This window comes from Pseudomonas sp. LFS074 (assembly GCF_047978165.1).
Classification (GTDB): Bacteria; Pseudomonadota; Gammaproteobacteria; order Pseudomonadales; family Pseudomonadaceae; genus Aquipseudomonas; species Aquipseudomonas putida_P.
Genome location: NZ_JBFPFV010000001.1, coordinates 1,959,094 through 1,983,306, shown reverse-complemented (window position 1 = coordinate 1,983,306; position 24,213 = coordinate 1,959,094). Strand labels below are relative to the sequence as shown.

The following is a 24,213-nucleotide window of genomic DNA, read 5'->3' as shown; positions in this document are numbered from 1 at the left end:
CTTACTTGGCAGCCATGCGCAGTGCACCGTCGAGGCGGATCACCTCGCCGTTGAGCATGCTGTTCTCGATGATGTGACGGGCCAGTGCGGCATATTCCTGGGGGCGACCCAGACGCGGCGGGAACGGCACGCCGGCAGCCAGCGAAGCACGCACGTCCTCGGTCATGCCGGCCATCATCGGTGTTTCGAAGATGCCTGGGGCGATGGTCATCACACGGATACCGAAGCGCGCCAGTTCGCGGGCGGCCGGCAAGGTCAGGCTGGCGATGGCGCCCTTGGAGGCCGCGTAGGCGGCCTGGCCGATCTGCCCGTCATAAGCGGCAATGGACGCAGTGTTGATGATCACCCCGCGTTCGCCCCCCTCGTCGGCAGCCCCTTCGGCCATGGCCGCAGCAGCCAGACGCAGCAGGTTGAAGCTGCCGATCAGGTTGACGTTGATGACCTTGGCGAAGCTGCCCAGGCCATGCGGGCCCTGCTTGCCCAACACCTTCTCGGCACCGACGATGCCGGCGCAATTGACCAGCCCATGCAAGCTGCCAAAGGCGTTGACGGCTGCATCGACCGCCGCCTGGGCAGCCTGCTCGTCGCTGATGTCGGCCACCGCGAAGCGGGCGTTGTCGCCCAGCTCGCGAGCCTTGGCCTCGACGGCCTGGGCATTGAGGTCGACCAGCATGACCTTGGCGCCGGCCTCGACCAGCATCTGAGCAGTAGCGGCACCCAGCCCGGAAGCGGCGCCGCTGACGATGAAGTGTTTGTTGGCTATGTGCATGATCGGTTCCTTTCAGGCGCTGGCAGGGGTGGCCTGTTGCGCGTGTTGTTTGGCGACTTCCTGATTACGCAGGATGAAGCGTTGCAGCTTGCCGCTCGGGGTCTTGGGCAGCTCGCTGACGAATTCGATTTCTCTGGGGTAGGCATGCGCGTATAGGCGCTGGCGCACGTGCTGGCGCAAGGTTTCTTCCAGCTCGGCGTTGCCGGCGACGCCGCTGGCCAAGACCACGAAGGCCTTGATCAGCTCGGTGCGCTCCGGGTCCGGTTTGCCGATCACGGCCGCCTCGATCACCGCCGGGTGCTCGATCAACGCACTCTCCACATCGAATGGGCCGACCCGGTAGCCAGAGGTAGTGATCACATCGTCGCTACGGCCGACGAAACTGATGCTGCCATCCTGGTTCAGCTCGACGGTGTCGCCACTGAGGTAGTACTTGCCGACGAACGATTTGGTCGGCAAGCCGTGGTAACCACCGAACCAGCACAGCGGCGACTGCTCGCGATCGACCGCAAGGATGCCCGGCTGGCCGGCAGGTAGTTCGCTACCCTGCTCGTCCAGCACGACAATGCGATGACCGGGGATGGCGAAGCCGGCCGAGCCCAGATGCACCGGGTGCTGCAGGCCATGGTGGTTGCACAGCACCATGCCCAGCTCGGTCTGGCCGTAATGGTCGTGGATGGTGACCCCAAGCTCGTCGGCAAACCAGCGGATCACTTCCGGGTTAAGCGGCTCACCGGCACTGCTGACTACCCGCAGGCGGCCTTTGACGGGCGCCGAAAAAGCACTGCCGGCGGCGATCAACAGGCGGTACGCGGTGGGCGAGCCTGCCAGGTTGGTGATGCCAAGCTTGTCGATGACTCGCGCGCAGCTTTCGACGCTGAACGGGCCATCGTAGAACGTGGTGGCATGGCCCAGCGACAACGGGCCGGTGACCGCGTAGTACAGGCCATAGGCCCACCCCGGGTCGGCCAGGTTCCAGAAGTTGTCTTCGGGGCGCAGGTCGATGGCGTCGCGCATGTAGCCTTGAAACGCGACGATGGCACGCAGAGGCACTTCCAGTGGCTTGGCCGGGCCAGTCGTGCCTGAAGTGAACATGAGCAAGAACGGGTCGTTACCCGCGCGCATGACCGGTTCACAGTCGTCTGCCGCACGCTCAAGGCACTGTTGGAAATCCAGCTCGCCAACGCGAGCCTTGACCGTGATGATCGTCGGGCAGGCATGCACGTCGTCCAGCTTGGCACGGTTTTGGCTGTCGGTGACGACGACACGGGCGTGCGACTGCTCAAGGCGATGCTCGATGGCCTTGGGGCCGAACGCAGTGAACAACGGCTGATACACCGCCCCCAGGCGCCAGGTGGCGAGGATGGTGACAAGCAACTCAGGTGTACGGGGCATTAGACCCGCCACCCGGTCCCCGGCACTCACGCCTTGCGCCTTGAGTACATTGGCAAAACGGGCAGCCTGCACCTTGAGTTGCTCGAAACTGTACCGCTCAGTGTGGCCGTCCCGGTCTTCGTGGATCAGCGCCAGCTTGCCGCCACCGGCATGGCGGTCGCAGCATTCGACACAGGCATTGAGGGCTTCGAGGTTGCCATGCAGTGCCGCAGTAGCGGCCTGCGCAAGGTCGAACGCTCGAGCGGCCTCGGCGTAATCACGCATCGTCGGACTCCTGGTTTCTTGTTTTTGGAGTTGAACCATCGGTCCGACGATGTTCGCGCCGCTCAAGCACGGCGGCAATGGCCAAAGCTGTCAATCTCGATGACCGGTTTGGCCGCCTTGCAGGTCAGCCGTCGCCCCGACTCTCGCCACGCAAGTAGGACTCGGTCAGGCCTGCCTGCAATCGTTCTCTATCGCGTTGCTCCTGATCCTCCAGATCCGCGACCTGCGAACGAAGCTGCTCAGCCGAGAGCGGTGGCTGGATAGCGCGCAGGTTCGCCCTGCGCTGGAGATAGTCGGTTCTGAGCGACTCGAACAAGTTCCGGTGCTGCTCACCAAGAAAAGTCTCCCAGAACGCTTGACTCACCAGGCTTTGAGTGCGCGCCTCGATCGTCTCGTTGGCGAGGACAGCCGCAGCCACATCGTTGATGTGTTGATCGCTCAGCGCGACAGCGTTCGGGTAACGCATCGCCCATGGCTGACCAGGCAAATCAAGACGCTCGCGCAAGCGCACACGGTATGCCAGTGACCAGGCCGAGCGCCCCACCTGCTCACCTTCGACACCCTGGCGCAGGATCGCCTGGCGGGCCTGCTGCTGCACCTGGTCAAGACGGTACAGCTGCCGACCGAACGCCATGAGCTGCGCCCGTTGCGTCAGGTCTTGTGCGTCCGCTTCAGCCTTGGCCAACAAGACCTGTACATTCATGTGGCTGAACCGATCGCTGACCATGTCCGAGCAGGAAACCGGTTGATTGGCCGCTTCAAAAACGCGCAACCGCAGCGCTGGACTGACGTCCATCGCCTGCAGCATGGCCCACACATCACGCACAAGTACTTCCCGACCGCCCCCGGCAACTGCTGAAGCATAATCAGCGGTATGCTCCAACCACGCCAGGATACGAAAAAAACCCGCACTGTCTGGTTCGGCCAGCAGACCGTCCCATAGCACTGCGCGCGCAGCGCGGTCGTTTTCGGCAATATGCTGCAGCCACAGGCTGCGCGCATGAGGCAAGTCGACCTTGCCCATCGACTCTGGCAGATGCCCATGCTCCTCAATGGGATCCAGCGCGTACAAGCGTTGCAGTTGACCCCCCCTCAGTGGGTTGCGATCAACGATAAGCCCCCGGCGCCAGGCATAGGGCATTGCAATCACCGCTTCCGGTGGCGTCGGCAATTGGTTGTCGCGCAGATCACAGTGCACCAGCAGGCCGCACAGTTCGATGCGGCTGGGCCAGGCCCCCAGCCGGCAGTGGCGCAGGTTCAGGTGAGTCAGGGCCGAGAGATGGTTGAAGCGTAGGTCGAGGTCTTCCAGACGGTTGTAGCTCAAGTCTAGATGCAACAAGCCAGGCATAGCCTGCAGAATACCGACTGCTTGGGCATTGAGGCGGATCTGGTTATGTGCCAGGCGCAAACGCTGCAATTGCGGCAGATAAGCAATCCCGAGCGGAATGTTGCGCAGTTGGTTGAAGCTCATGTCCAACTCGGTCAGCGCGGTAAACGGGCACAAGAAACTCACTGGCACCGTATCAACCGCAGACTCCTGCAGGCGCAGGGTGGTAATACGGTGGAAATCGATGGCCGCCGGTAACTCCGGCAAACTGCTGAGCTGCACGCCACTCAGCGACAGGCGCTGGCCGGTCACCATGCCTGCATGGTCGTAAATACAGTCGCCCTGCAAGCGCCAGGCACGCAGAATAGCGTCGGCTGATCGCTGGCGAAGCCGCTGGCGCCTTTCGCTCAGCTCTGCGCTGACCCAGCGGTTGAGGTGGCGGATCAACTGATCTTGGTCGTCCTCAAGCTCTACAATGCGCTCATAGGCGGATTGCTGCCTATTCATCAGCAGTGCCTGTTCCTGATCCAGCTGTGCCTCATCCAGCCCTGGATAAAGCTGGCGCAAGCGCTCACGAACACGTGCCGGCAGTGAGTGGCTGTCGCCCGTACCACGGCCACTGAGCAGATAGCCAACCCGGCCATCAGCCAAGCGTCGCCCAGGGTTGAACCACTGCACCTGGGTTGGCCATTGCAACAGTTCGACAACCTCCTGGTGCGTAGCGGGAAGTCGTGCCAGCAGTCGCTGACGTAGCTGCGTTCCCATATCGTTTTCAGCCATGCCAAGCGCCGTGCGGTGCTCAGGTGCCAAGGCCGCGGCAAGCATGTCGTACAGGTTTGCCGAATCACCAGCGCCGAACGGCAACGCACGGCCCAAGCCATCATAGAGATGGAAGCGCCCGTCTTTGCGCACCACTACCCGACGCATCCGGGGGACGCCAGCGGGGCCCACGGCCTTGAGCAAATGCCCGTCCGGTGCGCTTTCACGCAATTGCAGGTCAAGGGCATTGGCAGACACACCGTTGCTGCTTTCCACTTCCTTCTGAAGCAGCGCGAAAGCCAGTTCGCCGGTTTCGTTGCAGTAGCTGCCGGGCAGGTAAAGCCCTTCGAGTGCACGGTTCAATCTGGCCAGACGCAGCAGCGCGCGGGCCTTGCTTGCTAAATTCAGCGTCACACGCCCACCTGACATTGCCAGGAACCGCTCGCCTTCGCTGAACTGCGCCGCCAGCGACTGCGCATAAGCTTCCGGCAAACCGGCAAAGTCCCGCCTTATCAACGTCAGCAGAGCGTCATCGCCAGCTGGCGAACTGCTCAGGTGGTCGAGAAGAGGCCCCCACAGGGCAGCTTGCTGGCGCAGCAGGACGTCGCTGTTGGTGCTGCCAGCACGAGCCTCACACCAGGCGAGCAATGCACTGTCTTGGGTGACAAGCGAGTAGCTGGCCAGACGAGTGAAAAACGCCTCGATACGGGCATGGGCTTCGAAGCGCCGCAAGGTCTCTCGCAAGTTGACAGGCGCCGGTCGGTTTTCCACCAGCACGCCCCGCAACTCCTCGGCATCCACACCGGCTACCCGCAGCACCTGCGCAGCCCGCTGTGCGTCAATGGAAGGATGCTGCGGCCACAGGGTATCGAGCATCATGGCCACGTCGCTCCAGCGCTGCGGCTGGTCCTGCATCAGGCGCCAGCTACGCTCGCCGTTGTGCAGCACGGCCGGCCCGTACGCCTTTTCGCCACTGGGGTGACACAAGCGGTAAGGGGCTTCAGGCTCGCTGCGCTGTACCTCATAGTAACGCTGGCCCCTGCGCATCCAGCGCCTGCTCTCGTCGCCGTAGAGCCCATCGTCACGTAGGGCGATGGTGCCTGGGGTCGACTCATAGGCCGTAATGTCATCGGAACCCAACAGGCCACGCCGCCCGCCCACGCTCACAGGCTGCAGGCCATCGACGAAGGCGCTGCGCAGAACGCTCACACCCGCCACGGTCAACGCCGTCGCAGCCACCGTTTCAGCTACACCCAGCATATGCTCCAGGGCTTCGTGCTGGTGCCCACGGGCCCAATCCCTGACGCCCTCGAAAACCTCGCCAAGCGTCTGCACCACCAGCTGACCAAGCAATATCGCCCCTACGACAGGGATGAAAAGCCCCGCCAGGTTGAGCAGATCGAGGCCCGCGGCACGCCAGGCAGCCCGACGCGCACGGGCCGCTGCAGCATCGGCGTCCGCGGTGGGTACCAGCAACAGGCGAGCATCGTCCTTGACTCGCTGCACCTGTTGCGCAGCCAGCGCAGCGAACAGGTCCCCGAAGGCTGTAGGGCCCCTCAACGCCAGGTCGGGCTGTGGATCCGAGAGGCGCGCACTCAGCAGACCAGCGAAGCTCGCCCGCTGTCGCAAGCTGATGAGCTGGGTGAAGTAGTCTCGGTAGCCCTTCTCTTGCAACGTTGCAGCCATTGCAGCGTTCATGGCCTCTGTGGAATCGAAACGGCGCAGCGCCTGCACGGGATCACTGGGCAGGTAGAGCACCACCCCTCGGTCCTGGCCAACAGAGTCTCGCAGGCGAATGAACAGCCCGTCAGCCACACGTTGGCCCAACACCTCCAGCAGGCCAGGGTAACCATGCAGGCCTGTGTCAGAATGGGGGCCACCGCCCTCCACCACCTGCAGCAAGGCATGCTGTACCTGCTCGTCGATGTCACCCTTGAGCATCGCGACTTGCGCAGCCAATGCCAGGCCCGAACGTTTGTCCTGGGCAAGGATGCCCTCGGTGGTGGCATTGAACGTCCGCGCCAGCTCGTCCTGGTAAAGCCGACCCACATCCAGCGCACGGCATGCTGCAACCAATTGCTCGGGCGTGCCGGTCAGCAAGTCATCTCGCCCCGGGAGAACCAGCCCGGTGCCCAGGAAAAACGATTCGTCAGGGCCGAAATTACCCATCAGCCTCAGCAAACCATCCCGGCGGGTGGCCGAGTAGTGATAGGTCTGCTGAAGCGTACCGGGGAAGGTACCGATGCGCGGTGAAACCTGCAGCCATTCCAGCCCTGCGAGGGTCATGCCTACTGGCAGTGGCTTCACCAGCACACCCTGCAGATGCTGTTGGGCGAACACCTGCAGGGGTTGCAGGGTCTGCGTGAGCCCACGCAAACGGGCCTGGCTGGCCTGATGTGTGTTGAGGCTGGTGCGCAGGGCGATGATCTGGGCCTGGCTGGCCCGTTTCAACCAGTCAGGTAGCCTGGCGGCAATGAAATCATCAGTTGCTTTCTGATGGCTGGTTTCAAGGTTGGAGGTGCTGGAAATCATGGCAATCCCGGGAGCGAAGAATGAGGCTGGCATGCTCGCCAACCTGCTCTGGGCAAGGCACAAGGAAATGCAGCCATGCCCGTGATTCGCCCCCGGTTACATTCACGGCCGCGCCAGCAGCGCTTCGCGAGTCAAGCGCAGGGCCAATGCATTCAGCGCCACTTCACGGTCCTTGCCTATCTGGTTGGCTTGTTGCACGTACGCGGCACTGCCAAGCGTCTCCTTTCGCTCATCCAGTGCCTGCAGTTGCGTGTCGAACTGTTCCTCCAACGCCGCGAAATCTTCGGCCCGCTGCGCGCGCAGTACTGGCAACCAGAAGTCACGTTGGCTGATGAACAGCGCAAGTTCGTCACTCGCTTCCGCCTCCTGCACAGCTTGGTAGACCCTGTCCAGGTCACTGCGGCTCACCCCGGCAATCGCGCGAAACTGCATGGTCCGTGGCTGCCCGATCAGATCGAGCCGCACCGAGAGCCCGACGCGATAGGCAAGGCTGACTTCCACCTCGTCCACGTCTTCAGCATTCGCCAGTTGCGATCGGGACTGGAAGTCCTGCCGCGCAAACGCTTCCACCCGGTCGAGCCGGAAGAGGCGCCGGGCCAACAGCAGCCGCGCATCACGTGTGGTCAACGGATCACCCCCGTCAGTGGCCTGGAGCACCTGTTGGCGCACCTCCAAATGACCGAAGCAACTGGCAACACTGTCTACGCAAGTACGCGGATCGGCCGCCAGTTCGAACAGCTCCTCGCGCATGCGTGTGTCCTGGTTGAGCGCCTCGACCATCGCCCAGACACGTCGGCTTAGATCGGAGCGCACCAGACGGTAGTCCGAGCTCCTGGTTAGCTCATCGAGCAGTTGAAAGAACGCATTGCTTCCCGGCTCACGCTGCAGTGCTTGCCATTGGCGGCGTCGATTTTCAATATCCTCCCCCTCCAGGGTAGCCAGCCAGCCAGCCTCACCCTCCCTCACCTCCACCCTGTTGCCGCTTACGCCCACGTGTGCAGGTTGAGCATACAAGCGCTCGGTGACCTGCGCCGACAACGCGTTCCCTTGCACAGCTATTACTCGACGCAGAGGTTCCGGGGCATTGAGCAGGGCCTCTGGCAGGTCGTTGAACTGGTTGTTGCGCAGATCGGCATGCTCCAGCATCCCCAACCACTCCAACCCTGCCGGCACCCGCCGCAAGCCGCAACGAAACAGCCGCAAATCACGTAGACGGGACAACTGATTGAAATCAAGGCTGATTGCACCCAACGGATTCTCGCTCAAATCAAGCGTTCGCAAATCAGGCAGAGCAGCCAAGGCACTGGACTGGTTTGCCGCCACACGGATCCTGTTGCGCCGCAGATGCAAGTGCCGTAAGCCACGCAGCTGGGTTAGATGTTCAGGCAACGCACTCAAGGCATTGTTGCTCAGGTCCAGACGCCGCACGGCAGGGAAGCTGCGTAGAAAACCTGGCGGCAGCGCCTCCAGACGCAACCCCACCAGCAGCAGGTCGATCACATGAGCGAAGTCGGTACCGGCGGGTATGCTTGGCAGCTCCCCCACCGACCACGCGACGATACTCAGGCGCAAGCCGGCCGTCTCACCATTGCCATCGACTACCTCCTCACCCTCCAGCCGCCAGACACGCCGGAAAGCATCGGCAACCTCCTGCCGGGTGTTTCTCGCACGGGCCGAGACGGCCTCCGTCCAGGTTTGCAAATGCTCATCCAGGCGCTGATATTCCTGCTCCATGCGCAGCAGGCTCGAATAGGCCGAGCCAGCAGAGCGCATGAGCGTCCGCAGGAAGCGCTCGACCTCTTGCTCGTCGAAAGCTGGGTAAAGGCTGCGAATCCGCTGGCGCATGACCTGCCCTGACGGCACTGACGATGTGGCCCGCCCACTGAGCAGGTAACCGACCCGGCCGTCAGCAAGGCGCTGCAAGGACGACGCGAGCGGGCGTGCTTCGCGCCAGCCAAGCAGACGCAGCAACGCCTGCCGTTGCGCTGGCACCCAGCCTTGCATCGACGCCCGGATACGTGCCGGGACATCATCACCCACCCAGCCCTGACGCTGCCGATAGGCTTCAGGAAGGCAAGCGGCCAACACTTCGAAGATGCCTCGTGGCTCGGCGGCTTCCAGCCCACTGCGCAGCCCGTTTTCGTCGTATAGATCGAAGGCGCCTTCTCGCCATACCAGTACCAGGCTGCGCTGACCCCGCGTTTCGGGAAACAGCATCGCCAGCACTCGACCGTTCTCGGACTGGTCACGCTGTATCAGATTGAACGGGAGCTGCGTCAGGCCATGTCGTCGTAGCAACACAAACAGCAGTTCAACTGCATCGGCGTGGTAACTGCCCCTCAGGTGCAGCGCCTCGCGCAGTCGGACCAGACGGGCTTCCTGTAGCAGGCTACGCGCTCGCTCCATCAAGGCCAGTGGCAGCCGCGCTTCGGTGCGCATGCGTGTGCGCATCGTTTCATCGGCCTGTTGCAGCACCTCGAGCGCATAGGCATCAGGGAGTGTCGGAAAGTCTCTTTTCACCAGGCTCAGCGCCTCGTCATCGCCGAGGTACTGGGTGGAGAAGTGCTCCAGCAGCGGCCCTCGCAGGCTAACTTCACGCGCGTGGAGCGAAGCCACCTGCTCATCCAGTGGCAAGCCTGCCAATTGCAGCCTATCGACACACCACTGCCAGAGCTCAGTATCGCTTTCGTTCGGCGTCATCGCCTGGAAGAAACGTTGTGCTCGCGCATCCACCGAAAATCGTTCCAGCGTATCGCGCAAGCAGACTGGCAGACGTCGCCCCTCCACCAACAGGCCACGCAGGTGCGCCTCATCGACATCGGCAACCTTGAGAATCTGCGTAACACGCTCGCTACCCAAATCCCTTGCCGATGGCCATAGACGGCTCAGCAGCTTCGTCTCACCCTGCCATTCCAATGGGCGTTCGAAGGTCAGGCGCCAAGCACGTTCGCCATTGCCTCGCAAGGCCGGCCCATAGGTATCATGGCCGTCCCGATGCAAAAGACGCCAGTTCCCCCTGGCGTCCTGCCGCACGCGGTAATAACCCTGCTCGTCACGCCACCAGTGGCCGCTACCATCGCTGTACAACCCGTTATCCTGCTCGATCAGCGGCTCGCTGGGCTTGGCCTGGCGGTAGGGTTGCAGATCGCATCGCCACAAACGTTGCCCGCCCGCTTCGGTGGTGACCGGCTCCAGCACATCGAAAAACGGGCTGCGGGCAAGGGCGACGCCTCCCGCCACCAGCCCCGTGGCGGCAAGGTCGCTGGCCAGTTGCAGCAGGTGGTCAACGGCTTCGTGCTGATGCCCTTGGCTCCAGTCCTTGACGCCCTCATAGACGTGGCCAAGCAGCTGCCGCCCCCAGTCAAGCAGCAAGAGTTCGCCTATTCCTGGCACAAAAAAACTCGCCAGGCCGAGCAGCGCAAGGCCTGCGCTTTCAAGGTCCTTCAGACGCTGGGCAGCCGCGGCGGCATCGGCCTGTGCCGTGGGTACGGCCATAAAGCGTGCGTCGCTCTTGATTCGCCGCACGTGCCAGGCAGCCATGTCACTGATTCCCGCAGCCGAACCTCGTTCCACGGCGGGATCCAGATCGGGGCTGCTATCGAGCAGACGCGTCCCGAGCAATGTCATGTACTTCACCCGGTCTTCAAGGGTGATACGGCGCTCGATGCCCTGCCGGTAACCGTCATGTGCAAAAGCCGCGACCAATGCCTGATTGGCCGCCTGCCACCCATCGAAGTAACGCAGTGGCTGCTCAACATCATCAGGCAGGTACAACAATACCCCAACAGTCTGTTCCGGCGACGGAAACGGGCTGCTGGGTTTACCCCACGAAAAGAGCAGTTCAAATGCAAGCGCGCCATCCACCCGGCACCCCAGCACCTTCAGGCCACCGACCACTACGCGCGTGCTACGGGGGTGCGTGATGGGTGTACCCGCTAGCGCTTGGCGCAGCAGGCGCAATTCATCGTCACCCAGCTGGCGCTTCATGGCCGCTATCTCGACCGCCAACGCCAGTTCGCAGCGTTTGTCCGCGACCAGATCGCGCTCGAAGTCACTGGTCAACACCTGCGCCAAATGTCGCTGGTAGGCTGCGCCTACATCCGTTTGCCGGCACAGGCTGACAAGGCCGTCAATGTCACTGCTCAGGGTCGCTTCGCCGCTAGCCCCCTGTTGGGCGGCCTGCACCAGCGCAGTGTCGGAGAAGAACGATTCAGCCTCCTTGAAGTTCTGCATCATTTTTTGCAGCGCAGGTACCCTGACGAAGTAAGAGGTGAACTCCCGCACCGTCCCTTGCACGATTTTCAAGCGCCTGCGCTCTTCTCGCCAAGTCGCCTGGTCAAGGTCGAGCGTCAACCCCATCCGGGCCTGCATGGCCTGTTCGAGCTGCTGCTTGGCGAACGTGTGCAAAGGCTGGAGTTGCCGCGTCACGGCAGCCACGCGGCGCTGGCTCGCATGGTGCGCTGCCACCTTGCTGCGCAGTGTATTGAGTTGCCGTGGCGTGGCATTGCTCAGCCAAGCGGGCAGTTGCTCGGCAATGAACTCCCTATCGGCATTCTGTTCTTTGGGATTGACTTGAGTCTGCGGCATGTCGGTCTCCTTGCGATGGAAAAACCGACAACCTGCCTGCACGCCAGTGTCAGCGGCAGTGGGAACCTCCACCCTTCAACCCGCCGCCCCTTGGGCCTGAATCAGTGCACGGTAGTGCCCAGGGTTGCAACCGAACCACTTGCGAAATGCCTTGTAGAACGAACTGCCATCGGCAAACCCAAGGCGCTCGGCAATTTCCCCCATGGGCGCTTCGACCTGGCTTAACCAGGCGATGGCCAGTTCACGCCGGACACTGTCCTTGAGCACCTGGTAACTCTGCCCCTCCTCCGCCAGCCGACGGCGCAAGGTGGACGGGGACAGGCACAATTGTCGTGCCAGGGCATCGGCATCCGGCCAGCAGGACGGGTCCAATTGCAGCAAGTCGGCGCGGATACGCCGCCCCAGGCTGGCCGGGTCACGGTACTTGACCAGGATGTTGCCGGGCGCCTCGGCCAGAAAGCGCTGCAGGTCCTCAGAGCTGCGGCGCAGCGGCACGTCGAGGCAGTCGGCACTGATGATCATGCGAGTGCGTGGCCGCTCGAACTGCAGGTTCTCGGAAAACATCACCCGGTAATCGTCACAATACGGTGGTTCGGCACAGCGCAGCTCAATGGCCAGAATGGCAATGCGTCGCCCGGCCAGCCAGCAGGCCACTCCATGCACGATCATCCAGAATGTGAAATAGGTGAACGCACGCCGTGGCAGGTCGCGCGGCTCATTGATGACAATTTCCGCCAGGCCCTGCTGACGCACCAGGCTTGGCTGCAGGTCTTCGAGCATCAGCGAAAGAAACGCCAGCGCGGTTTCCAGGCCCTCGCCCAAAGTTGGCTGTGCCATGCTCGCCCGGCACAGGAACGCCAGGCTGCCGCCGCGCAGGCCGCGCGGGTCCATGGCGAAGAATTCGTCATTGCAACGCCGCGCCAGCAAGCGCCAGAGCCGGGCATAGGCCTCGGCACTGACGCGAGCATCCGGGGCTTGCAACTGCCCGGCATCGATACCGGCGCGCGCCAGCAACGCAGCATCCGGCTCGCCTGCCGGGCAGGTCTGCAACAGGGCCTCGCGCACCAGTTGCATGGAAATGGTGTCTTTCTCGCTCATCAGCAGTCCATCAGGTTATGTCGCCATCTTAGGCCGGCTCAGAGGCTGGCCGCCAGGCCCAGGAATGCCTGGATCAAGCGTAACTCACGGCGCCGCTCAAGGCAGCCGACCATGTGCTGGTTGACCAGGCCCTGCCCGGCCAGCGGCCGCGCCACCACTCGGGGGTCGTTGGCCACTTCCGTGGACGACACCACACCAATGCCAAGCTGCGATGCCACCGCCTCGGTAACCGCCTCACGGCTGTCCAGCTCCAGTTGCACACGTGGCTGCACACCGGCAGTGCCGCAGGCCTTGTCGAAGGTGCGTCGGGTAGTCGAACTGGGCTCGCGCAGCACCATGATCTGCTGGTGCAGCTCGGCCAGGGGTAAGTCACCTTCGCCATCGGCCCAGGCATGCCCCGCTGGCAACAGCGCGCATAGTCGCGATTCGCACAGGTTCTGCAGATACAGGCCCTTGCGCGGTTCGATTTCGGTCAACACCGCCACATCGGCATGTTCGGACAACAGCGCAGCCAGCGTCTCCTGTGCGTTGCCCAGGCGCAAGTTGACGGTGATGCCAGGGTAGCGTTCGCGCAACTGCGCCAGCATGGGCATGACCCGGTGCGGACCGTCGGCGGCGACCTCCAGGCGCCCGGTCAGCAACTGGCGGTTGGCCTCGAGCATGGCTTGCGCTTCTTCAGCCAGACCGAACATGGCGCGGGTAATGGCCGCCAGGCGGGTACCCTCTTCGGTCAGTTCCACTCGCCGTGCAGTACGCCGCAGCAAGGTGATCTGGTAATGCTCCTCCAGTGCCTTCACATGCCCGGTCACCGCCGGCTGGCTGATGAACAGACGCTCGGCAGCACGGGTAAAGCTGCCCTCACGGGCCACGGCATCGAAAGCGCGCAACTGGAACAGGTTCATAATTATCGGCCTGACTTATAGCTGGGATAACAACAAACAATTTGATTGATGGCAGCGTGAATTGCAACCTAGGCCCCGTAGTTTCAGCCCACCGCTTGTGAGGAATAACGGAATGAGCAACGCCCCGATTCTGCTGACCCCAGGTCCCCTGACCACATCAATCCGCACCCGCCAAGCCATGCTGGTGGACTGGGGCTCCTGGGACCGCGACTTCAATCAACTGACCGCCAGTGTGTGCGAGCAACTGCTGGCGATCATCGACGGCAGCGCCAGCCACCACTGCGTGCCGCTGCAAGGCAGCGGCACCTTCGCCGTGGAAGCGGCCATCGGCACCCTGGTGCCACGCGATGGCAAGGTGCTGGTGCTGATCAATGGCGCCTATGGCCAGCGCCTGGCGAAGATCTGCAAAGTGCTGGGCCGTCCCTACAGCACCTTCGAAACCGCCGAAGACCAGCCGACCACCGCCGCCGACGTCGACCGCCTGCTGGCCGCCGACCCCGCCGTGACCCACGTTGCGCTGATCCACTGCGAAACCAGCACCGGCATTCTCAACCCGTTGCCCGAAATCGCTCAGGTGATCAAACGCCACGGAAAACGCCTGATCATCGATGCCATGAGTTCGTTCGGCGCGCTGCCGATCGACGCCCGCGAAATTCCCTTCGAGGCGCTGATCGCCGCTTCCGGCAAGTGCTTGGAAGGCGTCCCAGGCATGGGCTTCGTCTTCGCCGAAAAAACCGCTCTGGCCGCTGCCGAAGGCAATGCCCACTCGCTGGCCATGGACCTGCACGACCAGCACGCCTACATGGCCAAGACCGGCCAGTGGCGCTTCACCCCGCCCACCCACGTGGTCGCGGCCCTGCATGAAGCGCTGCAGCAATACAACGAGGAAGGTGGCCTGCCGGCTCGCCACCAGCGCTACGCCGACAACTGCAAGACCCTGCTCGACGGCATGGCTGCCATTGGCCTGCGCAGCTTCCTGCCAGCCGAGATCCAGGCGCCGATCATCGTCACCTTCCACGCACCGAACGATGCCCGCTATCAGTTCAAGGACTTCTATGAGCGGGTCAAGGCCAAGGGTTTCATCCTCTACCCAGGCAAGCTGACCCAAGTCGAAACCTTCCGCGTCGGCTGCATCGGTGTGGTCGGGGCGGACGGCATGCAGGCCGCCGTGAATGCCGTAGCCCAAGTGCTGCGGGAAATGGAAGTGCTGGACATCTGACCCTTTGCCCACCCGAATTCAGGAATTAGCGCACATGAACTACAGCAACCCAACCCAGCTGCAAGCCGCCATCCTCGACTGGGCCGGCACCGTGGTCGATTTCGGCTCCTTCGCTCCCACCCAGATCTTCGTCGAAGCCTTCGCCGAATTCGATGTGCAGGTGTCCATCGAAGAAGCCCGTGGCCCGATGGGCATGGGCAAATGGGACCATATCCGCACCCTGTGCGACGTGCCGGAAATTGCCGAGCGCTACCGCAAGGTGTTTGGCCGTACCCCGACCGACGATGACGTCACGGCCATCTACAACCGCTTCATGCCGCTGCAAATCGAGAAGATCGCCGTACATTCGGCACTGATCCCTGGTGCCCTTGAGACCTTGACCGGTCTGCGCCAAGACGGGCTGAAGATCGGCTCATGCTCGGGCTACCCGAAAGTGGTCATGGACAAGGTGGTGGAACTGGCAGCACAGAACGGCTACGTGGCGGACCACGTGGTGGCCACCGACGAAACCCCGAACGGCCGGCCGTGGCCGGCCCAGGCCCTGGCCAACGTGATCGCGCTGGGCATCGACGATGTAGCGGCCTGCGTGAAGGTCGACGACACCGTGCCAGGCATTCTCGAAGGCCGCCGTGCCGGCATGTGGACCGTGGCGCTGGTGTGCTCGGGCAACGCGCTGGGGCTGACCTGGGAAGGTTTCCGGGCACTGAGTGCCGAGAAACTGGAAAGCGAGCGCCAACGCATCCATGCGCTGTTCGCCGGTTCCCGCCCGCACTACCTGATCGACACCATCAATGAACTGCCCGAAGTGATTGCCGACATCAACCGGTGCCTGGCCAAAGGCGAGATGCCGCAAACCTTCTGACCCGTCCATGGGGCCGCTTCGCGGCCCTTTTCAGTCAACCATCTCGCGACTGATCTGGGTTGCTTTTCAGCCTGAATCTGTACATTGAGTTGCCGCCGCAAGTTGCCAAAAATGGGCCATCCCTGTTCTGAGATGCCCAACCCCCGATGAGCACACACACCCGCAACAGCCGTCTCACCGTGCCGCAACTGGTGGCCATGAAAGGCCGACAGAAGATCGTTTCGCTCACCGCTTACTCAAGCTCGATCGCACGGGTGATCGATCCGCTGGTCGACTTCATCCTGGTCGGCGACTCCACCGCCATGGTCGGCTATGGCCGCCCGTCCACACTGGGTATGCGCCTGGACGAAACCATCGCCCATACCCGCGCCGTGGTCGACAGCACCCGCCTGGCCTGCGTGATCGCCGACATGCCGTTCGGCAGTTATCAGGAATCCCACGAGCAGGCGTTTCGCAATTGTGCCCAAGTATTGGCCAGCACCGGCTGCGACGCACTCAAGCTGGAAGCGAACCAGGCGTTGGCCAGCACCGTCGAGTTCCTGGTCGCAAGAGGGATACCGATCATGGCGCACATCGGCCTGATGCCGCAGTTCGTCAATGCCATGGGCGGCTACAAAGCCCAGGGGTTGAGCCCGGACAGCGCTGCAGCGTTACGGGCCGACGCGCAAGCCAACCTGCACGCTGGCGCTTTCAGCCTTTTGCTGGAAGGCGTAGCCGAACCCGTGGCCCGCGCCATCACCCAGGCCACCGACAAACCCACTGTCGGCATTGGCGCTTCCCCCGCCTGCGATGGCCAGGTGCTGGTCACCGAAGACCTGCTAGGGCTCGGTGGCGCGCACGTGCCACGCTTCGTCAAGCAGTATGCCGACCTCGGCCTGGCAATCCGTGAAGCCTGCGCCCGCTACGCTGATGAGGTGCGCGACGGCACCTTCCCTGCCATGCACCATTGTTACGGAGTGTGAAGTTCATCCTCGATGGCCTTGACCAGGCATTGCAGCGCCTGGGCGATATCCTTGCTCCAGTCCACCGTGCAGCACAGCCGCAGATGACTGCGCCAAAGGCCGCACTGGCTGAAAATTTCACCGGGCGCAATGACGATACGCTGCGCCAGCAACCGCTCGAAGACCCGGCGCATATCCACCGGCCGGGTCGCCTGCAGCCACAGGCTGGCCCCGCCCTGCGACTCGGCGATGCGCAGGCAGCCCTGGCCGTGCGCTTCCAGTAGCCGCCTCATCTGCTGTAAACGCTCGCGCAACTTCGGCAGCAAACGCTGCACATGCAACTCGACCCGACGCGAGGTGAAAAGCCGGGCGATGGCCCTTTGGCGGATCGGCGACAAGCGAAAGGCTCGTTCCAGGAACAGCTGCTGAAAGCGTTCGGTCTGCTTGCGACAAAGCAGGTAGCCAAAGGGCGCCTCTGCGCCAATCAGTTTGTCGAAGGTCGAAAACACCAGCAGCCGGTCAGGGTCGGCGAAGTCCCGGTAGCGCGGTGCTCCGGCGTGGAAGCACAACTCGCCGTAGCCATCGTTTTCAAACAGCCACACAGCGTGCTTGGCAAGCCAGCGGCAGACCAGCTGCTTGTCTGACGCAGGCATCAGACCACCCTGGGGTACGTTGGCCGCCGACGACAGCACGGCCAGGCGTATCGGCTGATCGCGCAACAGCCGGTGAACCTGCTGCAAATCGAAACGCCCGTCATCACCCAAGGGCACTTCGATGATGGTCATGCGCGCAGCCTGCAATTGCCTCAGCACTGCCCAGTTGCAGGGCGACTCCACCAATGCCAGCTGGCCTTCGAGGCCCAGGGCGCGTAAGGACACTTCCAGCACACTGCGCAGGTCCGCGCCGATGAACACGTGATCGGCGCTCCAGTACTGCTGTGCCGAGCGGGTGTAGCGGTCGGCCAGTACCGTGCGCAACTCGGGCTCACCGAAGGGCTGATACAGCGGCGCCAAAGAATGCGGGTATTGACGCGCCAGTTCGCGCTCGATCATCAGCAGCGGCTGCTGCAGCGACAGCAACATGGCCGGCGCATCGCTGCCCAAGGCCAACATACCCGGCTGTCGGGCGCTGGCGAATACGGTGTCGAGCAGGTTTTCCGAATGCTGCACACAGATGGCGGTGGGACGGGCTCGGCTGAAGTAGCCCTGCTTTGGCCGAGCATACACCCGCCCTTCGTCTTCGAGCAGCGCATAGGCGTACTGGGTACTCGATACCGAAACATGCAATTGCCGCGCAAGCTGGCGCAGCGACGGCAGACGCTGCTCCACATCGGCAGGTGCGGCCTCGATCCTGTCGAGCAAGTAGCCGTAGACCGCCTGGTAGGTAAAGTTGGGCTTGTCGATTTGGCTGTTTTCCATAACGGCGCCAGGGACGGCATTGAACCCAACCTTGGGCACGTCGGTAAACCCCTACTGGGGTAATTGCACCTGGGGTTTGGTTGCCGCGAAGATCCCCCAGCTGGACATGAACAGCGCCGCGATCAATGGCCCGATCACGAAGCCGTTGAGGCCGAACACCGCCAGCCCGCCCAGGGTCGACACCAGGATCAGATAGTCTGGCATGCGTGTGTCCTTGCCCACCAGGATCGGCCGCAGCAGGTTGTCCACCAGGCCGATCACCAGCACACCGAACGCGGTCAGGATCACCCCAGGCAGTATCGCCCCAGTCAGCAGGAAATACGCGGCCACCGGCGCCCAGACGATCCCAGCGCCTACCGCCGGCAGCAGCGACAAGAACGCCATCAGCACCGCCCACACCAATGCACTCGGAATATCCAGCACCCAGAAGATGAAACCGCCCAGCGCGCCCTGGGTAATGGCCACCAGCACGTTGCCTTTCACGGTCGCCCGCACCACACGGTTGAACTTCAGCTGCAAACGACGCTTCTGGTGCTCAGGCAGTGGCACGGCCAGCCGCACCCGACGGGCCACCTCGGGCCCTTCACGCAGGAAGAAGAACAGCAGGTACATCATGATGCCAAAACTGATCACGAACTCGAATGTGCCCTGGCCAAAACTGAACGCCTGGCTAGCCAGTGCCTGGCTACCCTGGGTTGCCCACTTGGTGATCTTGTCGCGCAACCCGTCGAGGTTGCCCATGCCCATGTTGTCCAGGCCATGCTGGGCGAATGCCGGGAGCATGTCCTTGCCGTGCTCGACGTATCCGGCGATGTCCAGTTGCCCGCTTTCGATGCGCTGGTACAGCGTGGCGCCCTCTTGTACCAGCAGCGCACTGGTGATGATCACCGGCAGGATCGCCACCAGCAGGCACACCAGTGTGGTCGCGGCGGCGGCCAGGTTGCGCCGCCGTCCGAAACGGATCAGCAGGTGGCGCTGCAGCGGGGCGAACAGGATGCCAAGGATCACCGCCCAGAAGATGGCGCCGTAGTACGGCAGCAGGATCCAGAAGAAGGCGATGGTCACCAGCGCCAGGAGTACGGCCAGGGCTTTGTTCTGTAGCGCGGTTTCGTTCATCGCAGGTTCTCGCGTGGCTTCTGGGATATTAGTGCTCACCGGCTGGCTAAAAGTGCCGTTACTCCCTTGATGCAAATCAATACGCGTGTTTGCCACTGGCCCTAGCATCCGCGCCTTTTGCCCTGGTGCGCACATGAACCCTACCGCCAAGCCCGAATTGCTGGCCCCCGCCGGCACCCTCAAGACCATGCGCTACGCCTTTGCCTACGGCGCCGACGCGGTCTACGCCGGCCAGCCGCGCTACAGCTTGCGAGTGCGTAACAACGAATTCGACCACGCCAACCTGGCGCTGGGCATCCAGGAGGCACACGCCCTGGGCAAGCGCTTCTACGTGGTGGTCAACATCGCCCCGCACAATGCCAAGCTCAAGACATTCCTCAAGGACCTGGCGCCCGTGATCGAGATGGCGCCAGACGCGCTGATCATGTCCGACCCCGGCCTGATCATGCTGGTGCGCCAGCACTTCCCGCAGATGCCGGTACACCTGTCGGTGCAGGCCAACACAGTCAACTGGGCCAGTGTGCAATTCTGGCAGCAACTGGGCCTGAGCCGGGTGATCCTGTCACGGGAGCTGTCGCTGGAAGAGATCGAAGAAATTCGCCAGCAGGTGCCGGACATGGAGCTGGAGGTGTTCGTCCACGGCGCCCTGTGCATGGCCTACTCCGGCCGCTGCCTGCTGTCGGGCTACCTCAATAAGCGTGACGCCAACCAGGGCACCTGCACCAACGCCTGCCGCTGGAAGTACGACGCCACGCCCGCCACCGAGAACGCCACCGGCGATATCGTGCGCGAAGTGCAGCCCACCCTGGGCCTGGGCGCCCCTACCGAGCAGGTATTCCTGCTGCAGGAAAGCAACCGCCCTGGCACTGAAATGCCGGCGTTCGAAGATGAACACGGCACCTACATCATGAATGCCAAGGACCTGCGCGCCATCCAGCACGTCGAGCGCCTGGCCGGGATGGGCGTGCATTCGTTGAAAATCGAGGGCCGCACCAAATCGCACTTCTACTGTGCCCGCGCAGTGCAGTCGTATCGCCAGGCGATCGACGACGCGGTGGCCGGGCGGCCATTCGACCGCGCCCTGATGGGCAACCTCGAATCGCTCGCACAACGCGGCTACACCGAAGGCTTCCTGCGCCGCCACGTGCACGACGAGTACCAAAACTACCAGCGCGGCAATTCCGTGTCCGAGCGTCAGCAGTTCGTTGGCGAGTTGACCGGCGTGCGCGTCGACGGCCTGGCCGAGGTCAAGGTGAAAAACCGCTTCGCCGTGGGCGACCACCTGGAGTTGATGACCCCGCGCGGCAATTACCACTTCGACCTGCACCGCCTGTGCGACCGCCAGCAGCAGGCCATCGAGGTGGCGCCGGGCGATGGCCATGTGGTGTATCTGCCGATCCCGGAGCAGGTAACCCTCGACTACGGCCTGCTGATGCGCGACCTCGGCGCTGACGAGGCCGCAAGCTGACAGCGCTGTAATGTGCACCTCAGCTGCCTGACAGGCGGCGGCAGCGAACATCGTGGCTCTCCCGCATGAGGCCACGCCATGTTGCGCAACCCCTCCCGCCGTACCTTCGTCAAAGGCCTGGGCGCCGCCAGCACACTGGCGGGCCTGGGGCTGTGGCGCCCGCTGGCCCAGGCCGCCGAAGGCCGTGACCTGGCCGGCCAGCACTTCGAGCTGTTCATCGGCCAGACGCCGGTGAACATCACTGGCCGCCCGCGCACCGCATTGACCATCAACAACAGCCTGCCCGGCCCTCTGCTGCGCTGGCGCGAAGGCGACACCGTGACCCTGCGCGTGCGCAACCGCCTGGCACAGGACACCTCGATCCATTGGCACGGCATCATCCTGCCGGCCAACATGGACGGCGTACCTGGCCTGAGCTTCGCCGGCATCGAGCCCGGCGGCGACTACCGGTACCAGTTCACCCTGCGCCAAAGCGGCACCTACTGGTACCACAGCCATTCGGGGCTGCAGGAACAGGCCGGGGTATACGGGGCGATCGTGATCGAACCACGCGAGCCCGAAGCGCATCGCTACCAGCGCGACCATGTGCTGCTGTTCAGCGACTGGTCCGACCAGGCGCCGGAGCAATTGATGGCCACGCTGAAGAAACAGTCCGACGCGTACAACTACCACAAGCGCACCGTCGGCGACTTCATCGACGACGTTGCCGATAAGGGCTGGAGCCCGACCGTCGCCGAGCGCACGGCCTGGGCACGCATGCGCATGAGCCCCACCGACCTGGCGGATATCAGCGCCGCCACCTACACCTACCTGCTCAACGGCCAGCCGCCGGAGGGCAACTTCACCTGCCTGTTCCAGCCGGGCGAGACCGTGCGTCTACGGCTGATCAACGCTTCGGCCATGACCTATTTCGACTTCCGCATCCCTGGGCTTAAGCTGACGGTGATCGCCGCCGACGGCTTGCCGGTGACGCCGGTGAGCGTGGACGAACTGCGCATTGCCGTGGCCGAGACCTACGACGTGCTGGTGACCGTGGGCGACCAACCTGCCTACACCCTGTTCGCCCAGAGCATGGACCGCACCGGCTTCGCCCGCGGCACCCTGGCTCGCGCCGCCGGGCTACAGGCGCCAGTGCCTGCACCCGACCCGCGCCCGGTCTTGAGCATGGATGACATGGGCCACGGTGGCATGGGCGCCATGGCCAGCATGGACCACAGCAACATGGCCGGCATGGACCACGCCGCCATGTCGGCCATGCAGCAACACCCGGCCAGCGAAACCGACAACCCGCTCGTGGACATGCAGACCATGGCCCCACGCGCCAACCTGGCCGACCCTGGTATCGGCCTGCGCAACAATGGCCGCCGCGTACTCACCTATGCCGACCTGCGCAGCCCCTACCCCGACCCCGACGGCCGCACGCCATCAAGAGACATCGAGCTGCACCTGACCGGCCACATGGAGCGCTTCGCCTGGTCGTTCGACGGCATCAAGTTCAGTGATGCCGAGCCGTTGCGCCTGACCTACGGCGAGCGGGTCCGCATCACCCTGGTCAACGACACCATGATGACCCACCCCATCCACTTGCACGGCATGTGGAGCGACCTGGAAGACGAGCACGGCCAGTTCCTGGTGCGCAAGCACACCCTCGACATCCCGCCCGGCAGCCGCCGTTCCTACCGGGTGACCGCCGATGCGTTGGGCCGCTGGGCCTATCACTGCCACCTGCTCTACCACATGGAGACCGGCATGTTCCGCGAGGTACGCGTCGATGAATGACACCCGCAAAAGCATCATGGCTGGCGTGACGCTGCTGACCTTGCTCGCCAGCGAACGGGCGACGGCCGCTGGCATGGCACACATGAACCACGCCAGCATGGAGCACGGCACCATGAACCATGAAAGCATGGGCCATGGCCAGGCAACCCCCAGCCAGCCTCGCACGCCGCTGCCAGCCATCACCGACGCCGACCGCCGCGCCGCCTTCCCACCTTTGCCCGGGCACCAGGTGCATGACAGGGCGCTGAACTGGGCGGTGGTCGTGGACAAACTCGAATACCAGAACTTCGAGAGCAGCAGTGCCCTGAACTGGAATGCCACCGCCTGGGTCGGCGGCGATATCGACCGCCTGTGGCTACGCAGTGAAGGCGAGCGCGAACAGGGCAAGACCCACAAGGCCGAGCTGCAGGCACTGTGGGGCCATGCGGTGAGCCCGTGGTGGGAGCTGGTGGCCGGCGTGCGCCAGGACTTCAAGCCAGCCAGCGGCCAGGCTTGGGCCGCCTTCGGTATCCAGGGCACGCCATTGTACGGCCTGGAGCTGCAAGCCACCGCTTATGCCGGCGAGCGGCAACAGACCGCGCTGCGCCTGGAAGCCGCTTACGCTATGCTGCTGACCAACCGCTGGATACTGGAACCGACCCTGGAAGCCAACCTCTACGGCCGCAATGACGCCGGGCGCGAGCAAGGCGCGGGGCTGGCCGACAGCGAAGTGGGCCTGCGCCTGCGCTACGAAATCACGCGCGGCTTCGCCCCCTACGTCGGGGTCAGTTTCAACCGCCTGCACGGCACGCGTGCCGACCAGGCCCGCGAAGACGGCGAAGACCAAGGCCAGACCCGCCTGGTCGCCGGTATCCGCCTGCGTTTCTAAAGGAGTGCTTCACCATGCTGCGCAAACACCTGCTGACCCTGGGCCTGCTGGCCGTCACCGGCCTGGCCCAGGCCGCCGAGACCATCGACGTCTACCGCGACCCCAACTGCGGCTGCTGCAAGGCCTGGATCAGCCACCTGCGGGACAACGGCTTCACCGTCAACGACCACGTCGAGCCGAACATGAGCGCGGTCAAGCAACGTCTGGGCGTGGCGCCACGGCTGGCGTCGTGCCATACCGGGGTGATCGACGGCAAGTTCGTCGAAGGCCACGTACCGGCCGAGCAGGTACGCCTGCTGACCAAGCGCAGCGACCTCAAGGGCCTGGCCGTGCCGGGCATGCCCATGGGCTCGCCGGGCATGGAAATGGGTGACCACAAGGATGCCTACCAGGTTATCGGTGTGACCCAGGAGGGCCAGGACACCGTTGTAGCCAACTACTGATGCTCAGCCTGTGGGCGCTGTTCCTCAGCGCCTTTGGCGCCGCCACCCTGCTACCGCTGCAATCGGAGGCCGTACTGGTCGGCCTATTGCTGCGCCAGCCCGAGGCCTGGGCGACGCTGCTGCTGGTCGCCACCCTGGGCAATGTGTTGGGTTCGGTAGTCAACTGGCTGCTGGGGCGGGCCATTGAACACCTGCGTGACAAGCGTTGGTTCCCGTTCAGTGCTGCCCAGTTGGAGCGTGCGCAGCAGCGCTACCAGCGCTGGGGGCAATGGTCACTGCTGCTCAGCTGGATGCCGGTGATCGGCGACCCGCTGACGCTGATCGCCGGGATCATGCGTGAGCCGTTCTGGCGCTTTTTGTTGCTGGTGACCCTGGCCAAGGCCGGCCGCTATGCGGTGCTGGCCATGATTACCCTGGGCTGGTTTCACGGCTGGTAACACCTTTCACGTTTCCGGCCCGCGCCTGG

General features: G+C 63.5%; 16 protein-coding genes. 8 read left to right on the top strand and 8 right to left on the bottom strand.

Annotated elements, in window-relative coordinates:
• Position 1: 1 nt before the first annotated feature.
• From ACNQP3_RS09085 to ACNQP3_RS09060, 6 genes are all read right to left on the bottom strand, one after another.
• Positions 2 to 769: an SDR family NAD(P)-dependent oxidoreductase gene (locus ACNQP3_RS09085; protein WP_060492965.1), complete on the bottom strand. Its 768-nt coding sequence runs from the start codon at positions 767 to 769 to the stop codon at positions 2 to 4.
• Positions 770 to 781: 12 nt separating this feature from the next.
• Positions 782 to 2,428 carry an acyl-CoA synthetase gene (locus tag ACNQP3_RS09080; RefSeq protein WP_060492966.1) on the bottom strand — a complete coding sequence of 549 codons (1,647 nt, stop codon included), beginning with the start codon at positions 2,426 to 2,428 and terminating at the stop codon, positions 782 to 784.
• Positions 2,429 to 2,552: 124 nt separating this feature from the next.
• A complete protein-coding gene (locus tag ACNQP3_RS09075) occupies positions 2,553 to 7,079 on the bottom strand; it encodes an NEL-type E3 ubiquitin ligase domain-containing protein (RefSeq protein WP_264316955.1) in 4,527 nt (1,508 codons plus the stop codon).
• 69 nt (positions 7,080 to 7,148) lie between these two features.
• Positions 7,149 to 11,483: an NEL-type E3 ubiquitin ligase domain-containing protein gene (locus tag ACNQP3_RS09070; RefSeq protein WP_416469550.1), complete on the bottom strand. Its 4,335-nt coding sequence runs from the start codon at positions 11,481 to 11,483 to the stop codon at positions 7,149 to 7,151.
• A 225-nt stretch (positions 11,484 to 11,708) separates the two neighbouring features.
• Positions 11,709 to 12,731 carry an AraC family transcriptional regulator gene (locus ACNQP3_RS09065; RefSeq protein WP_264316953.1) on the bottom strand — a complete coding sequence of 341 codons (1,023 nt, stop codon included), beginning with the start codon at positions 12,729 to 12,731 and terminating at the stop codon, positions 11,709 to 11,711.
• A gap of 38 nt (positions 12,732 to 12,769) precedes the next feature.
• Entirely contained in the window at positions 12,770 to 13,633 is an 864-nt protein-coding gene (locus tag ACNQP3_RS09060) for a LysR substrate-binding domain-containing protein (RefSeq protein ID WP_060492968.1), read from the bottom strand.
• A gap of 112 nt (positions 13,634 to 13,745) precedes the next feature.
• On the opposite strand from ACNQP3_RS09060, the gene ACNQP3_RS09055 reads away from it, so the two are divergent.
• The 3 genes from ACNQP3_RS09055 (at position 13,746) to panB (ending at position 16,676) form a co-directional block, all read left to right on the top strand.
• A complete protein-coding gene (locus ACNQP3_RS09055; RefSeq protein WP_012271496.1) occupies positions 13,746 to 14,852 on the top strand; it encodes a 2-aminoethylphosphonate--pyruvate transaminase in 1,107 nt (368 codons plus the stop codon).
• 34 nt (positions 14,853 to 14,886) lie between these two features.
• The gene (gene phnX, locus ACNQP3_RS09050; RefSeq protein ID WP_264316952.1) at positions 14,887 to 15,714 is read left to right on the top strand and encodes a phosphonoacetaldehyde hydrolase; all 828 of its coding nucleotides are present in this window, start codon (positions 14,887 to 14,889) and stop codon (positions 15,712 to 15,714) included.
• Between the two features lie 146 nt (positions 15,715 to 15,860).
• Positions 15,861 to 16,676, top strand: a complete 816-nt coding sequence (gene panB, locus ACNQP3_RS09045) for a 3-methyl-2-oxobutanoate hydroxymethyltransferase (protein ID WP_060515238.1) — start codon at positions 15,861 to 15,863, stop codon at positions 16,674 to 16,676.
• Here panB and ACNQP3_RS09040 read toward each other — a convergent pair.
• Positions 16,664 to 18,073 (bottom strand): PLP-dependent aminotransferase family protein, encoded by a 1,410-nt coding sequence (locus ACNQP3_RS09040; protein ID WP_264316951.1) that lies wholly within the window; start codon positions 18,071 to 18,073, stop codon positions 16,664 to 16,666. The genes panB and ACNQP3_RS09040 overlap by 13 nt on opposite strands.
• A 51-nt stretch (positions 18,074 to 18,124) precedes the next feature.
• Positions 18,125 to 19,189: an AI-2E family transporter gene (locus ACNQP3_RS09035; protein ID WP_069943040.1), complete on the bottom strand. Its 1,065-nt coding sequence runs from the start codon at positions 19,187 to 19,189 to the stop codon at positions 18,125 to 18,127.
• 133 nt (positions 19,190 to 19,322) lie between these two features.
• Between ACNQP3_RS09035 and yegQ the strand changes: the two genes are divergently transcribed.
• From yegQ to ACNQP3_RS09010, 5 genes are all read left to right on the top strand, one after another.
• Positions 19,323 to 20,657, top strand: coding sequence for a tRNA 5-hydroxyuridine modification protein YegQ (gene yegQ / locus ACNQP3_RS09030; RefSeq protein WP_060492971.1), 1,335 nt, complete (start codon positions 19,323 to 19,325; stop codon positions 20,655 to 20,657).
• 81 nt (positions 20,658 to 20,738) lie between these two features.
• Positions 20,739 to 22,436: a copper resistance system multicopper oxidase gene (locus tag ACNQP3_RS09025; RefSeq protein ID WP_371040030.1), complete on the top strand. Its 1,698-nt coding sequence runs from the start codon at positions 20,739 to 20,741 to the stop codon at positions 22,434 to 22,436.
• Entirely contained in the window at positions 22,429 to 23,304 is an 876-nt protein-coding gene (locus ACNQP3_RS09020) for a copper resistance protein B (protein WP_060492972.1), read from the top strand. The genes ACNQP3_RS09025 and ACNQP3_RS09020 overlap by 8 nt, the downstream gene beginning before the upstream one ends.
• Positions 23,305 to 23,318: 14 nt before the next feature.
• Positions 23,319 to 23,747: a DUF411 domain-containing protein gene (locus tag ACNQP3_RS09015; RefSeq protein WP_012271488.1), complete on the top strand. Its 429-nt coding sequence runs from the start codon at positions 23,319 to 23,321 to the stop codon at positions 23,745 to 23,747.
• Positions 23,747 to 24,184 (top strand): YqaA family protein, encoded by a 438-nt coding sequence (locus ACNQP3_RS09010; protein ID WP_264316950.1) that lies wholly within the window; start codon positions 23,747 to 23,749, stop codon positions 24,182 to 24,184. The genes ACNQP3_RS09015 and ACNQP3_RS09010 overlap by 1 nt, the downstream gene beginning before the upstream one ends.
• Positions 24,185 to 24,213: the final 29 nt, after the last annotated feature.